At 71.7% G+C, this 15,709-nt stretch carries 7 protein-coding genes; 6 read left to right on the forward strand and 1 reads right to left on the reverse strand.

Annotation, left to right across the window (positions count from 1 at the left end):
• Positions 1-12: 12 nt before the first annotated feature.
• Positions 13-171 carry a hypothetical protein gene (locus AC0VYD_RS01470; protein ID WP_475478219.1) on the reverse strand — a complete coding sequence of 53 codons (159 nt, stop codon included), beginning with the start codon at positions 169-171 and terminating at the stop codon, positions 13-15.
• Positions 172-476: 305 nt separating this feature from the next.
• On the opposite strand from AC0VYD_RS01470, the gene AC0VYD_RS01475 reads away from it, so the two are divergent.
• The 6 genes from AC0VYD_RS01475 (at position 477) to AC0VYD_RS01500 (ending at position 15,550) form a co-directional block, all read left to right on the forward strand.
• Complete coding sequence (locus AC0VYD_RS01475) at positions 477-1,775, forward strand: helix-turn-helix domain-containing protein (RefSeq protein ID WP_475478220.1); 1,299 nt, start codon at positions 477-479, stop codon at positions 1,773-1,775.
• A gap of 124 nt (positions 1,776-1,899) precedes the next feature.
• On the forward strand, positions 1,900-2,340 hold the full coding sequence (locus AC0VYD_RS01480) for a cobalamin B12-binding domain-containing protein (protein WP_475478221.1): 441 nt from the start codon (positions 1,900-1,902) through the stop codon (positions 2,338-2,340).
• Positions 2,337-3,605 carry a methylaspartate mutase gene (locus AC0VYD_RS01485; protein WP_475478222.1) on the forward strand — a complete coding sequence of 423 codons (1,269 nt, stop codon included), beginning with the start codon at positions 2,337-2,339 and terminating at the stop codon, positions 3,603-3,605. The genes AC0VYD_RS01480 and AC0VYD_RS01485 overlap by 4 nt, the downstream gene beginning before the upstream one ends.
• Before the next feature lie 60 nt (positions 3,606-3,665).
• Entirely contained in the window at positions 3,666-4,670 is a 1,005-nt protein-coding gene (locus tag AC0VYD_RS01490; protein ID WP_475478223.1) for an asparagine synthetase A, read from the forward strand.
• Complete coding sequence (locus AC0VYD_RS01495) at positions 4,667-5,929, forward strand: glutamate synthase-related protein (protein WP_475478224.1); 1,263 nt, start codon at positions 4,667-4,669, stop codon at positions 5,927-5,929. Before AC0VYD_RS01490 ends, AC0VYD_RS01495 begins: the two co-directional genes overlap by 4 nt.
• Before the next feature lie 111 nt (positions 5,930-6,040).
• Entirely contained in the window at positions 6,041-15,550 is a 9,510-nt protein-coding gene (locus tag AC0VYD_RS01500; protein WP_475478225.1) for an amino acid adenylation domain-containing protein, read from the forward strand.
• The last annotated feature ends 159 nt before the right edge of the window (positions 15,551-15,709 follow it).

A 15,709-nucleotide genomic window follows, 5' to 3' on the forward strand; every position in this document is an offset into this window, starting at 1 on the left:
GCGGTGTTCGGTCTACGGCTCCCAGGGGTCGTTGTTCGCGGTTTCCCCGGAGGCGGGTGCGCCGGGCGTCAGGGTGGCCCCGGCGTGGGCGGCGGTTCCGGTGAGGACGATCGGGGCGAGCGCGGCGGTGGCGGCGATGACCGCGGCGGCGAGGGCCTTGAGGAGCTTCATCCGTCTGCCTTTCGTGTTCGTTCCTTCGATGAACACGAATCTAGAAATCAGCGGCATCCCCGAGTCGATGGTTTGGCTATCACGCCGCTATCCCCTGTCCCGGACGCCCGGGGGACCCGAAGCATCCCCGTTTTCCTCCGTGTCATCGCAGCTGGAAGCGGTATCGGCGATTTCGTTACGTCGGTGCTCGGGCGGGGTCCCGCCGACCCCGGACCGTGGGTTTCCCGGACGATGCGCTGGAGATAGTGCTCCTTTCCAGAATGGGCCCCGTTCCTAACTGACCCACAGGAAAGAGGACGCAGAGGATGGCATCCCCCACCGAGAACCATCGCTTCGGCGGTCTGCTCCGCCGGTACCGTGCACGGTCCGGACTCACCCAGCAGGAGCTGGCCGACTTCTCCACCATCAGCGTCCGCGCCATCCGGGACCTGGAGCACGGCAGGGCCATGCACCCGCGCAGGGACACCCTCCGGTTGCTGGGAGAGGCGCTGCGGCTCAGCGACCGTGACCGCGAGGACCTCCGGGCCGCCGCGGGAAGGCGTACCGGGCACGTGGTCAGCCTGTGCGGCCCCGACGCCGTCACCGCGCCCCCGCCGACCGCCGGGACCCCCATCCTGGGCCGGGAGGAGGAGGCGGCGGCCCTGGCGATGGCACTGGCCGCGCCGGGCCGCCGGCTGGTGACGGTGACCGGGGCCCCCGGGGCGGGCAAGAGCCGCCTCGTGGTCGAGGTCGCCCAGCGCTACCACCGGTCCTGCGGGCTCCCCGTCCTGCTGGCCACGGGTTCCGGCCACGGCGCACCGGCGGCGCCCGCCGGCGAGCTGGGCGGTCTCGTCGAGCGGGCCGTGGAGGGCCTGTTCGGCGAGGGTTCCCCGGACGCGGAGAACGACGGGACGGCCGACCTGGCACGGGCGGTGGGCGACCGGCCCGCGCTGCTGGTCCTGGACGCTCCCCGTCCCGGGACGCCCGACGACGCGGTGCTCGCCCGCCTCCTCCGCGACTGTGCCGCGCTGCGGGTGCTCGCGGTGGCCGACCATCCCTACGGCCAACCCGGTGAACTGGTCTTCCCCCTGGCCGCACTCACCCCGGCCGCTGCCGTCGACGTGCTCGACTGGCACCTGGGGGAGGCCAGGATCTCGCCCGGCCCCGGCCTGCGGGAGACCCCCCACCTGGCCGAGATCTGCACGCTGGTCGACTGCCTCCCCGGCGCACTGGTCTGCGCGGCCACGTGGCTGACCCTCTACGACCCGGCCACCCTGCTGTCCTGCCTGCGTGAGGACCCTCTGCCGTTCCTCAGCCCGTTGACCGGGCCCGCCGCACCCGGCCTCGTCGAGGGCCTGCGCCGGGCTTCGGCCGCCCTGGTACCGGACGAGGAGGCCGTGCTGGACCTGCTCTGCGCCACGGCCGACGGCGAGCGCGCGGACGGCCTGGCCCGGATCGGCGGCATCCCCCTCGCCGACTGCGGGAGGGCGTTGAACAGCCTGATCAACCGGGGGCTCGTGCGCTGTGAGCGCGGTACCGGCCAGGCCCGGGTGCACACGCTCAACCTGATCCGCGTCCTGCGCGCCGCGCACGCCCCACGGCCCCCGTCCCGGATCGCTGCCTGATCCGCGGTCGGCGCACATGCCGCCGAATCTGCCGACAGCACTTCCCGTTCTCCGTCCGAGCCGGACGTACCTTTTCGGTGAGGAAAGAAATCAACGGCCAAGCGCCATTGTCGAGGTGGGATAGATGTTCCGTGGTGGCGTTACGGGTTTCCGGCCCAAGTCCATCGTTTCCAGTACCGTTTCCGACTCCCATACCTGGAACCTCATCTTCATGCAGCTCCTGCTGGAGGAAATGGGTCACGAGGTCGTTAATATCGGGGCCTGCGTTCCCGAGGACCTGCTGGCGCTCGCATGCCTGGAACACCGCCCGGACCTGGTGGTGGTGAGCAGCGTCAACGGCCACGGGTTCAACGACGCGCTCGGACTGGTCCGGCACCTGCGCGCTGTGCCCGGACTCGAACGGGTTCCTCTGGTGGTGGGCGGGAAACTGGGCGTGGACGGAGTCCGTGACGTCGGTTTCACCCGTCGGCTCCTCAACGAGGGCTTCGACGCGGTCTTCGACGAACACGAACTGGACGGCTTCCGCGAGTTCGTGTCCGTGCGCGGGCTGAGGGCGGTCTCATGACCGCGGCACCCGCCCCCGCGGCCGACCGCGTTGCGTTCGGTGACTTCGTCGCCGCCGCTGAGCGCAGCGGACACCTGGTCGTCCAGCCCCGCATGGGGTTCGGAGACCTCGAACGGATGCGTTCGGGACTGGCCGCGACCAGGGCCGCCGACGCGGTCACCGTGGGAACCCTGACCCTGGACAGCTACACCCGGACCGGCAACCACGAGGCGGTCCGCCGAGCCCTGGCGCGCGGCGTCAAGCTCAACGGCTACCCGATCGTCGCCCGGCCGGACCACGAGACCCTGGCGCTGCTCGACGGGGTACGGGACGCGGGCTTCCCCGTGCAGGTCCGCCACGGCTCGTCCCGGCCGCAGGACATCTTCCGCACCCTGACCCGCCTCGGGCTGGAGGCCACCGAGGGCGGACCCGTCTCCTACTGCCTGCCCTACAGTCGGACCCCCCTGCGTGAAGCGGTGGACTGCTGGGCCGAGAGCACCGAACTCCTCGCCGAGTCCGGTGAGGACGGGCGCCGACCCCACGTGGAGAGCTTCGGGGGGTGCATGCTCGGCCAACTCTGCCCGCCCAGCCTGCTCGTCGCGATCAGCCTGCTGGAGGGCGTCTTCTTCCGGCAGCACGGTATCCGCAGCATCTCGCTCAGCTATGCCCAGCAGACCCACCCCGCACAGGACGAGGAGGCCGTGCTCGCCCTGCGCGAGCTGGCGGGCGAGTACCTGCCCGACAGCCAGTGGCACGTCGTGTTCTACGCCTACATGGGTGTCTACCCCCGCACGCCCCGGGGCGCGGCACTCCTGATGGAACAGGCGGCGCGCACGGCGGTGCGGGCGGGTGCGGCGCGCATCATCGTCAAGACCGAGGCGGAGGCCCACCGCATCCCCACCATCGGAGAGAACGTCCGCGCACTGGAGAGCAGTGCGCGGGCTGCCGAGACGGCCGGCCCGCGCGTGCGCACGGCCGGGGACAGCGGCGTCCTCAACGAGGCCCGCGCGCTCATCGAGGCGGTCCTGGACACCGACCCGGACGTCGGACGCGCCCTGCCGCGGGCCTTCGAACGGGGCTGGCTCGACCTCCCGTTCTGCCTGCACCCCGACAACCGGGGCCGGGCCCGCAGCTACATCGACGACCACGGCTACCTGCGCTGGCTGACCACGGGGGACATGCCGATCCCCGTGTCAGTGGACTCGGCGGGGCACCCCCCGCTGACCGCCGACAACCTGCTCATGATGCTCCACCACGTCGAACAGCGCTACGACCGGGTCATCTGAGCGGTTCCACCAGCACACCCCCCACGACCGCCGACACCGGCGTTCCGAAACGGAGGACCCATGAACGACCACGGCAACCCCGACGGAGTCCGGACCATCCCGCCCCTGGGGGAGCACCTCGGTTCGCAGACCACGCGCGACATCATGCTCATCCAACAGGAAGTCCTCGCGGCGGCCCGCGACCACCTGCGCGGACAGGGTTTCGTCGAGCTCCTCCCTCCCCTGACCGGGCCGGTGACCGACCCCGGGGGACGCGGCTCCAAACAGCTCGACGTGGACTTCTACGGGCACCGATACAAGCTCATGACCAGCGCGATCCTCTACAAACAGGCGTCGTTGCGCGGTTTCCCCAAGCTCTTCTACATCGCGCCGAACGTGCGCGCCGAACCCCCGGAGACCGCTTCCACCGGGCGTCACCTCTTCGAGTTCCACCAGATCGACGTGGAGATCGCGGGGGCCTCCCGCGACGACGCCATGCGGGTGGCGGAGGGGATGCTCACCCGCATCGTCGGGCACGTGGTCGAGAGGGTCCCCGAACTGCTCCGCGGCCTCGGCCGGGACACGGTCTTCTTCAAGGAGCTGCTCCGGGGCGGCTTCGAGCACCGGACCCACGCGGACGCCGTCCAGACCCTGCGCGGCACGGGCCACGACCAGGACGCCGGGGCCGAGATCGACTGGGAGGGCGAGGCGGTCCTGTCCCACAAGGCGGACCGGCCGTTCTTCGTCACCGACTACCCCAAGGGCTCCCGCGGCTTCTACGACAGGGAGGACCCCGAGCGCCCCGGTGTGCTGCGCAACTTCGACCTGCTGGCGCACGGCGGCTACGGCGAGCTGGTCAGCGGCAGTGAACGCCAGTCCGACTACGCGGCGATCGTCACCGGTATCCGGGAGAGCGGGGAGAACCCCGCCAAGTACGGCTGGTACCTGCAGGAGGCCCGCCAGGGCATCCCCGACAGCGCCGGTTTCGGGATGGGACTGCAACGGGTCCTGCGCTACCTGACCGGCATGGACTCCCTGTGGCAGGTCACCGCCTACCCCAAACTCCCCGGGGTGGTGTCGGCATGAACCGCCTGCATGCGGAGGGCCTGCCGGAACAGGCGATCCGCGACCGCGCCCGCCGGGGCGCGGCCGCCGTCTTCCCTCCGGACAGCGCCTACGGGGCGACCGTCATCGGGGCCGACGTCACCTCCCGCGGCACGGAGGATCCGCTCGACGCGGCACGCCTGGTGCCACCGGTGTTCATGCCCCGGCGCCTGGAGAAGCTGATCGACCTGGCCCGCGAACCGCTCTTCGGCGACGTCGACCTGCGTACCCGGATCGGCGGCTTCGTGTCCGAACTCCCGGTGTACGTCTCGGCCTTCGGCTCCACCCAGGTGGGTGCGGAGCTCGCCCTGGCCGCGGGACGGCAGGCCGGCCGACTGGGGATCCCCATGGTGGTGGGCGAGAACGTGGTTCCCACGCACGGCTACCGCACGGACTCCTCCCTGCTGCGCAGGCTGGAGGCCTACGGCGAGGAGCTGCCCGAGGCGAGCGGGGGCGTCGTCGTCCAGCAGAGCACGGAGGACGCCGACGCCGAGGTGTGGAACCAGGTCTACTCCGACCCCGCGGCGGCACCGCTGCTGGAGTCGGGCCGGCTGGGGTTCGAGCTGAAGGTCGGCCAGGGCGCCAAACCCGGTCTGGGCGGCATGACCATGGTCGGTGACGAGGACGCCGACCGGCTCTCGGACCGCTACGACGTCAGCGGCCGCCTGGACCCCCGGGGCGGACTGTGCCTGCGCAGTTCCAGCCCGGGCACGTTCACCGCGGAGATCCTCGACCAGCAGATCAAGTTCACGCGCAACAACTTCCCCCGGGCCTCGGTCTGGGTGAAACTCCCGCCCGGCCGCGACATCGGGAACGCCGCCCGGGTGGCCTGGGCGGCGGGGGCGCACGCCGTCACGGTCGACGGGGCCGAGGGAGGTTCGGGCTGGGCCCCGTCGGTCTTCCTGGACCGGGTGGGCCTGCCGCTGGGCGAGTGCCTGCGCAGGGTCGGTACGCCGGACGGGTGCCTGCTCGCCTCGGGGCGGATGTGGGAGGCCGGACGGTCCGTCGTCGCCCTCGCCCTGGGGGCGCGGGCCGTGGGACTGGGCCGCGCCGCGCTCCTCGCGGTGGACGAGGACCCCGAGAACGGCCTGGTCAACCTGGTTCGCGCACTGGCCCTGGAGGCCAGGCTGCTCATCAGCGCACTCGGTAAGTACTCCCCGGACGCACTGGACGCCGAGGACGTCCTCCTGCCCGGGTCCCCCGCCGCCGCGGTCGCGGCGGAACCGCTCTCCGTCCGCTGAGGGACCGGTCCTCCCCGCCTCCCGGGGAGGACGGAGCCCTCCTCAGCCCGTCACGGCCCTCCGCCGACCGGAGGCGCCTGTCCACGATATTCAGAAAGGTAGGAGACATCGATGCTCTGCGAATTCGATGACGTCCGGCCGCTCAACGAGGCGCAGAGCGGAATCTGGTTCACCCAGGAAGCCGACCCCGAGAGCCCGATGCTCAACAACGGGGAGTACTACGAGATCACCGGCCCGCTCCAGGCCGCCGTCCTGGAGGAGGCCGTGGGGCGCGTCGTGGCGGAGAGCGAGATCCTGCGCACACGCTTCCTGGACACGGAGGCCGGGCCCCGGCAGCGGGTGGACCCGGAGCTGACCTACCCCATGCGTGTCGTGGACCTCAGCACCGCCGAGGACCCCGGGGGCCGGGCGCTGGCGATGATGCGCCGGGAGCTGGCCGTCCCCCCGGACGTGACCCGCGGCCCCCTCTACGGGCACGTGCTCTTCCACCTCGGCGGGCAGCGCCACATCTGGTTCCACCGGGCGCACCACCTCATGGTCGACGGATACACCTTCATGCTGCTGGCCCGCCGGGTGGCGCAGGTGTACACCGCGCTGCTCTCCGGCGCCGACACCGGGCGGCCCCTCGGCTCGTTCCGCGAACTGGCGGCCGAGGCGGCGGCCTACGAGGCCGGACCGGAACGCGAGGAGGACCGTCGCTACTGGACCGGTTACCTGGACGGGGCCCCGCACCACACGGCGCTCACCCGGAGCCGGGAGGAGCCCAGCCCCCGTTACCTGCGCTCCACCCGGATCATCGACGAGGAGGGCGTGGCCCGCATCAGGCGGGCGGCGGAGCGGTCCGGGACCCGGTGGAAGCAGTTGCTCATGGCCGCGGTGGCCGCCTACACGCAGCGGTGGACGGGGGAGCGCGACATCCTGCTCAGCCTTCCGGTGACCGCGCGCACCACCGAGCTCAGCCGCCGGACCCCGGGCATGTACTCCAACGTCATCCCGCTGCGCCTGGCCGTGGACCCGGCCCTGCCCGCGTCGGAGCTGGCCCGGGACGCGGCCGCCGCACTGCGGTCCTGCCTGCCGCACCAGCGGCACCCGGTCGCGGCCACCCGGCAGCTGCTCGGCCAGACCCCGCAGACCCGGCGCGAGTTCGGCCCGCTCGTCAACATCATGTCCTTCGACTACGACGTCGATTTCGGCGGACTGCCCTGCGTGCCGCACAACATCTTCCAGGGCCCCATCGAGGAGCTGCGGATCGACATCCTGCAGCGCGGCCGGGACGGCGCCCTGCACGTCGACTTCGACGCCAACCCGGCGGTCTTCTCCCCCGAGGACCTGGAACGCCGCACCGACTCGTTCGTCCGGCTGCTCGACTCGCTGTGCCGGGACCCCGAGACTCCCGTGGGCGACCTGGAGCTGGTCTCCGGGGCCGAGTACCGGCGGGTGGTCGAGGAGTTCGGCCGCCGGGCGCCGGAGGCCGCGCCGGACCTGACCGTGCACGAGGTGTTCGAGGAGCGCGCGGCGGCCGCGCCGGACGCCGTCGCGGTGGTCTTCGAGGGCGCGGAGGTCTCCTACGGCCTGCTGAACGGCCGCGCCAACCGTCTGGCACGCCATCTGCGCGAACTCGGGATCGGGGCCGGGGCCACGGTGGGCGTGCTGCTGGAGCGGGGCGAGGAGTTCGCCGAGGTGCTGCCCGCGGTGCTCAAGACCGGCGCCGCCTACCTGCCCCTGGACCCCGCCTTCCCCGACGAGCGTCTGGCCACCATGGTGTCGGCGGCCGGCGCGGACCTGGTCGTGACCAGGTCGGGGCTGGCCTGGCGGCGGGTGGGCGCTGAGCGCCTCGTCCGGATCGACGCCGTGACCGAGGCCGCGGCCGTGGCCCGCCACGCCGCCGACGACCTCGGCCTGCCGGTACCCTCCGGCGCCGCGGCGTGCGTGATGTTCACGTCGGGTTCGACCGGGGTGCCCAAGGGAGTGGTGGCTCCGCACCGTTCCGTGGTCTCCACCCTCCTGGGGCAGGACTACCTGGACTTCGGTCCGGAGCAGGTGTGGCTGCAGACCGCTCCGGTCTCCTGGGACGCGTTCGTGCTGGAGTTCTGGGGTGCCCTGCTGCACGGATCGGTGTGTGTCCTCCAACCCGGGCAGGCGCCCGAACCGACCCGGATGGCGGCTCTGGCCGCCGAACACGGCGTCAGCTCCATGTGGCTCTCCGCGGGCCTGTTCAACCTGGTCCTGGACGAGCACCCGGAGGTGTTCGCCGGCGCGCGGCAGGTCGTCACCGGGGGCGAGGCCCCCTCGCCGGAGCACATGCGCCGGTTCCTCGAAGCCTTCCCCGAGGTACGGCTGCAGCACGGGTACGGCCCGGTCGAGAGCATGGTCTTCACCAACGCGCACCGGGTCACCGGGATCGACGGACCCGTGGTCCCCGTCGGCGCGCCCATCGCCCACCGCAGCTGCTACGTGCTGGACGGCCGGTCGCGCCCCGTTCCGGTGGGCGTTCCGGGTGAACTCCACGTCGGCGGCGCGGGGCTCGCGCGGGGTTACGCGGGGCGTCCGGATCTGACGGCGGAGCGGTTCGTGCCCGATCCCTTCGGGGAGGCGGGGGAGCGGATGTACCGCACCGGTGACCTGGTCCGGTGGACCGGTGACGGGGAGTTGGAGTTCCTGGGCCGGGTGGACGACCAGGTGAAGGTGCGGGGTTTCCGGGTGGAGCCGGGTGAGGTCGAGGCGGTGCTGTCCGCTCTGCCCGGCGTCGCCCAGAGCGCGGTGGTGGTGCGGGAGGACCGTCCGGGCGATCGGCGGCTGGTGGCCTACGCGGTACCCGAGACCGGAACGGAAGCCGACCCCGCCGCCCTGCGCGCCGACCTCGCCCGGACACTGCCGGACCACATGGTGCCCTCCGCCGTCGTGGTCCTGGACGCGCTGCCGCTCAACTCCAACGGCAAGCTGGACCGGCGGGCCCTGCCCGCACCCGACTACGCCCGCGCCTCCACCGGCCGGGCCCCGCGCACTCCCCAGGAGGAGATCCTCTGCGGCGTGTTCCGCGAGCTCCTGGGAGCGGAGGCGGTCGGCATCGACGACTCCTTCTTCGACCTGGGCGGGAACTCCCTGCTCGCGACGAGGTTGGTCAGCAGGGTGCGTTCGGTGCTGGGGGCGGAACTGGGCCTGCGGGAGGTGTTCCGCGCACCCACGGTCGCCGGGATCGACGCGTTGGTCCGCTCCGTCTCCGGCGGCACGGTGCGCAGACCGCTCACGGCGGCCGAGCGCCCCGAACGGGTACCGCTGTCCTTCGCCCAGCGCCGCCTCTGGTTCCTGCACCGCATGGAGGGGCCGAGCGCGACCTACAACGTTCCGGTGGTGCTGCGGTTGCGCGGCCGGGTGGACGAGGACGCGCTCCGGGCGGCGCTGGCGGACGTGGCCGACCGCCACGAGGCCCTGCGCACGGTCTTCCCGTCCGTCGCCGGTGAGCCGTTCCAGCGGATCCTGTCGGACCGGCCGGTACTGGAGACCGAGGACACCGCGGACGGGGAACTCCGGGCCGGGATCGACCGCGCGGTGCGTTACGCCTTCGACCTGGAGACGGAGATCCCGATCCGGGGACGGCTGCTGCGGACGGGGGACGGCGAGTCGGTCCTGGTCGTCCTCGTTCACCACATCGCCAGTGACGGCTGGTCCATGGGACCGCTCATGGACGATCTTGGCTCCGCGTACACCGCCCGGTCGCGCGGCGGGGCCCCGGACTGGGGAGACCGACCCGAGCTGGCGGTCCAGTACGCGGACTACGCGCTCTGGCAGCGGGACGTCCTCGGTTCGGAGTCGGATCCGGACAGCCTGATCGCCAGCCAGACGGCCTTCTGGGAGCGGACCCTGTCCGGCGCTCCACAGGTCCTGGAGCTGCCCGCCGACCGGCCCCGGCCGCAGGTCGCCTCCCACAGGGGCGAGACAGTCGGCGTCGGCATCCCCGCGGACCTGCACCGCGCGCTGACGGACCTGGCCGCCGAGCACGACGTGACCCTGTTCATGGTGCTGCAGGCCGCGCTGGCCGTCGTGCTCGCCCGCTCGGGCGCCGGCGCGGACGTCCCGATCGGCACCCCGGTGGCCGGGCGTTCCGACGAGGCCCTGGACGACCTGGTCGGGTTCTTCGTGAACACGCTGGTGCTGCGTACGGACGTGTCGGGCGACCCCTCGTTCGGAGAACTGCTCAGCCGGGTGCGCGAAGCCGACCTGGCCGCCTTCGACCACCGGGACGTGCCCTTCGACAGGGTCGTGGAGGCCCTGGCGCCGACGCGCTCGACCGGACACCACCCCCTGTTCCAGGTCATGCTGGTGCTGCAGAACAACGCCGACGCGGGTCCGGATCTGCCGGGCCTGGAAGCCGCGATGGAACTCCACTCCATGGGTGCGGCCAAGTTCGACCTGACCCTCGACCTCCACGAGGAATCCGAGGCCGGAGCCCCCTCGGGGATCTCCGGAACCCTGGAGTACGCGGTCGACCTGTTCGACCGGGACACGGCGGCGGCTCTGGTGGCCCGTCTGGAGCGGGTGCTGGCGGCGGTGGCGGACGACCCCGGTGCCCGGGTGGCGCGGATCGACGTGTTCTCCGCCGACGAGCTGCGCCAGGTGCTCACGGAGTTCGGCGGCGGCGGGGCCGAGGCCGCGGACGGTCGGGTGTTGCACCGGGTGTTCGAGGAGCGGGTGGCGTGTTCGCCGGGTGCGGTGGCGCTGGTGTCGGGGCGGGATCGGGTCTCGTATGGGGAGTTGAACGCGCGGGCGAACCGGTTGGCCCGGTATCTGCGGGACCGGGGGGTGGGTTCCGGCCAGTTGGTGGGTGTGTACCTGCCGCGGGGTCCGGAGATGGTGGTGGCGCTGTTGGCGGTGTTGAAGGCGGGTGCGGGTTACACGTTGCTGGATCCGGCCTTCCCGGCGGCCCGACTGGAATCGGTGGTCGGGAACGCCGGTATCCGTACGGTCGTCTGCGACTCCGCGTCGCGCACGGCCCTGGACGTGCCCGGTTCGCGCAAGGTGCTGATCGACGCCGAGGAGGAGGCGATCGGTGCCCTCGGAGCCGAGGACCTCCGTGTGGAGGTGTCCCCGGAGGACGTTGCGTGTGTGATGTTCACGTCGGGTTCGTCGGGTGTGCCCAAGGGGGTGGTGACGGCTCATCGGGGTGTGGTGGGCACGTTCTCGGGTCAGGACTATCTGGATTTCGATGCCGACCAGGTGTGGTTGCAGTGTTCGCCGGTGTCGTGGGACGCGTTCGCGTTGGAGCTTTACGGTGCTCTGCTTTTCGGTGGGTGTTGTGTGTTGCAGCCGGGTCAGCGGCCGCGTTTCGATGCGATCGCTGATCTGGTGGTGGAGCACGGGGTGACGAATCTGCAGATGTCGGCGGGTTTGTTCAATGTGATGTTGGATGAGCGCCCTGAGGTGTTCGATGTGGTGCGTGTGGCGATGACGGCGGGTGAGGCGGCGTCGGTTGCGCATGTGGCCAGGGCTTTGGGGGAGCATCCCGGGGTTCGGGTGGTGAATGGTTATGGTCCGGCGGAGAACATGGGGTTCTCGACGAGTTTCGAGGTGGTCTCGGTCCGGGCCGGCCAGCGCTCCATCCCCATCGGGAGGCCACTGCGCGGTACCCGCGTCTATGTGCTCGACCAGTGGTCGAACCCGGTACCGGTGGGCGTGCCCGGTGAGTTGTACATCGCTGGTCGTACGTTGGCGCAGGGGTATCTGCGGCGTCCGGATCTGACGGCGGAGCGGTTCGTGCCCGATCCCTTCGGGGAGGCGGGGGAGCGGATGTACCGTACCGGGGATCTGGTCCGGTGGACCGGTGACGGGGAGTTGGAGTTCCTGGGCCGGGTGGACGACCAGGTGAAGGTGCGGGGTTTCCGGGTGGAGCCGGGTGAGGTCGAGGCGGTGCTGTCCGCTCTGCCCGGCGTCGCCCAGAGCGCGGTGGTGGTGCGGGAGGACCGTCCGGGCGATCGGCGGCTGGTGGCCTACGCGGTACCCGAGACCGGAACGGACCTCGACACCGACGCCGCGCGCACCGGCCTGGCCCGGACGCTGCCGGAGTACATGGTGCCGTCGGCGGTGGTGGTGCTGGAGGCGCTGCCTTTGACCGCGAACGGCAAGTTGGACCGGCGGGCCCTGCCCGCTCCGGACTTCGCGGCTGCGGTCTCGGGGCGCGGGCCCCGCGACCTGCGCGAGGAGGTCCTGTGCGGGTTGTTCGCCGAGGTGCTGGGGTTGGAGCGGGTCGGGATCGACGACTCCTTCTTCGACCTGGGCGGGCACTCCCTGCTCGCCACCCGGCTCATCGCCCGCATCCGATCCATCCTCGGGGCCGAAGTGGGGCTGCGGGAACTGTTCGCCGCCCCCACGGTCGAGGGAGTGGCGGAGTCCATCGAAGCGGCGGGCGAGAGGTGCTCCCGTCCGGGCGTCGTGCCCGCGGTCCGCCCCGACGTACTTCCGCTCTCCTTCGCGCAGCGGAGGCTGTGGTTCCTCAACCGCCTGGAGGCGGGGAGTACCTCCTACAACGTTCCGCTCGTCCTGCGGCTGCGCGGTGAGATCGACGCGCAGGCGCTCCGTGCCGCGTTCGGCGATGTCGTCGGCCGCCACGAGGCCCTGCGTACGGTCTTCCCCGCGCCCGGAGGCGAGCCCCGCCAGCGCGTCCTCGGGGAGGACGAGGCCCGGTCGCGCCTGAGCCTCACGGTCGCGGACTGCCCGCCCGACGGGGTGGGGGAGGCCGTGGACACCCTGGTGGGCAGGGTCTTCGACCTGGCCGAAGACCTTCCGGTGCGTGCCGACCTGCTGCGGACCTCCGATCGGGAGGCGGTACTGGTGGTGCTGTTGCACCACATCGCCACCGACGGCTGGTCCGAAACGGTCCTCCTGCGCGACCTCGCCGAGGCGTACCGCGCCCGCAGCGCCGGTGATTCCCCCGGTTGGAGTCCCCTGCCAGTGCAGTACGCCGACTACACGCTGTGGCAGAACGCGCTGCTGGACGAGGAGGAGCCGCAAAGCCCGGCCGCCGGTCAGCTCGACTTCTGGCGCCGGGCCCTGGACGGGGCCCCCGAGGTGTTGGAACTGCCCGCCGACCGGCCCCGGCCCGCGGTGGCCTCCAACCGCGGCGAGAGCCTCGCCTTCTCCCTCGACGCGCAACTGCACGGACGGCTGCGGGAGATCGCCCGATCCCGGGGATGCACGCTGTTCATGGTGCTGCAGGCCGCGCTGGCCGTCGTGCTCGCCCGCTCGGGCGCCGGTGACGACGTCCCGATCGGTACACCCGTGGCGGGACGTGACGACGAGTCCCTGCACGACCTGGTCGGGTTCTTCGTGAACACGCTGGTGCTGCGCACCCGTGTCGACCGGGACCGCGCGTTCGCACGGATCCTGGACGGGGTCCGGGACGCGGACCTGGCGGCGTTCGAGCACCGGGACGTGCCCTTCGACAGGGTCGTGGAGGCGGTCTCGCCGACCCGGTCCATGGCTCACCACCCGCTCTTCCAGGTCATGCTGGTGCTCCAGGACGGCGTCGGCCAGACGATGCCCGGACTGGACGCGGAACGGGAGCCGTTCGGCTGGCGGATCGCCAAGTTCGACCTCACGTTCTCCTTCTCCACGGGGCCCGAGGGCGTGTCCGGTGCGCTGGAGTACGCGGTCGACCTGTTCGACCGGGACACGGCGGCGGCTCTGGTGGCCCGTCTGGAGCGGGTGCTGGCGGCGGTGGCGGACGACCCCGAGGTCGTGCCGGCCGAGATCGAACTGCTCTCCGCCGGGGAGCGTGGGCGTGTGCTGACGGACTTCAACCGGTCCGGCTCCTCTCCCCTGGACGGTCGGGTGTTGCACCGGGTGTTCGAGGAGCAGGTGGCGTGTTCGCCGGGTGCGGTGGCGCTGGTGTCGGGGCGGGATCGGGTCTCGTATGGGGAGTTGAACGCGCGGGCGAACCGGTTGGCCCGGTATCTGCGGGACCGGGGGGTGGGTTCCGGCCAGTTGGTGGGTGTGTACCTGCCGCGGGGTCCGGAGATGGTGGTGGCGCTGTTGGCGGTGTTGAAGGCGGGTGCGGGTTACACGTTGCTGGATCCGGCCTTCCCGGCGGCCCGACTGGAATCGGTGGTGGCCTCGGCGGGGATCGGCACGGTGCTCGCGGATTCGGACGGCCGGGGTGCGCCGTCGGCTCCGGGTGTGCGGTTGCTGTCGGTGGACGGGGCCGGTGTGGCCGCGTACGGCGACTCCGACCTGGAGGTCGAGGTCTCGTATGAGGACGTTGCGTGTGTGATGTTCACGTCGGGTTCGTCGGGTGTGCCCAAGGGGGTGGTGACGGCTCATCGGGGTGTGGTGGGCACGTTCTCGGGTCAGGACTATCTGGATTTCGATGCCGACCAGGTGTGGTTGCAGTGTTCGCCGGTGTCGTGGGACGCGTTCGCGTTGGAGCTTTACGGTGCTCTGCTTTTCGGTGGGTGTTGTGTGTTGCAGCCGGGTCAGCGGCCGCGTTTCGATGCGATCGCTGATCTGGTGGTGGAGCACGGGGTGACGAATCTGCAGATGTCGGCGGGTTTGTTCAATGTGATGTTGGATGAGCGCCCTGAGGTGTTCGATGTGGTGCGTGTGGCGATGACGGCGGGTGAGGCGGCGTCGGTTGCGCATGTGGCCAGGGCTTTGGGGGAGCATCCCGGGGTTCGGGTGGTGAATGGTTATGGTCCGGCGGAGAACATGGGGTTCTCGACGAGTTTCGAGGTGGTCTCGGTCCGGGCCGGCCAGCGCTCCATCCCCATCGGTGGTCCGATCGGCGCCTCCAGGACCTACGTCCTGGACGACCGCCTGCGCCCGACCCCAGTCGGAGTCCCGGGTGAGTTGTACATCGCTGGTCGTACGTTGGCGCAGGGGTATCTGCGGCGTCCGGATCTGACGGCGGAGCGGTTCGTGCCCGATCCCTTCGGGGAGGCGGGGGAGCGGATGTACCGCACCGGTGACCTGGTCCGGTGGTCGTCATCCGGTGATCTCGACTACCTGGGCCGGGTGGACGACCAGGTGAAGGTGCGCGGTTTCCGGGTGGAGCCGGGCGAGGTCGAGGCGGTGCTGTCCGCTCTGCCCGGCGTCGCCCAGGCCGTGGTCGTTGCTCGTAGCGACCACGGCGGTGCCGCCTCGCTCGTCGCGTACACGGTCCCGGTCGCCGGCGCGGAACTGGACGGATCCGCCGTTCGCGCCGCGGTGTCCGACGCCCTGCCGGAGTACATGGTGCCCTCGGCGGTGGTGGTGCTGGAGGCGCTGCCGTTGACCGCCAACGGCAAGCTGGACCGGCGGGCCCTGCCCGCTCCGGACTTCGCGGCTGCGGTCTCGGGGCGCGGCCCCCGCGACCCGCGCGAGGAGGTCCTGTGCGGGTTGTTCGCCGAGGTGCTGGGGCTGGAGCGGGTCGGTATCGACGACTCCTTCTTCGACCTGGGCGGGCACTCCCTGCTCGCCACCCGGCTCATCGCCCGCATCCGATCCGCCACGGACACGAAGACCACGCTGGAGGACGTCTTCCGCGCCCCCACCGTGGCCCAGCTCGCCGAACGCCTCGACCGAGCGCCCGTGACCCGGGCCCGGCCGGCCCTGCGCCGCCGCACCCAGGCCGGGGTGGAACTCGGCGGCTGATCCCGCCGACCCCGCCCCCCCGCAGCGGCCGGGCCCCTGACCGGGGCACCGGCCGCTGCGCCGTTCGCTCCCGCGGCCCGGCTCCGACGTGAGGCAGAAAGCCGACTCCGAACTGCCGCCACCTTGCCGTCACTTCCTGCCTCGTACGCCGCGGACACG

Source organism: Nocardiopsis sp. iso_40 (assembly GCF_056173285.1).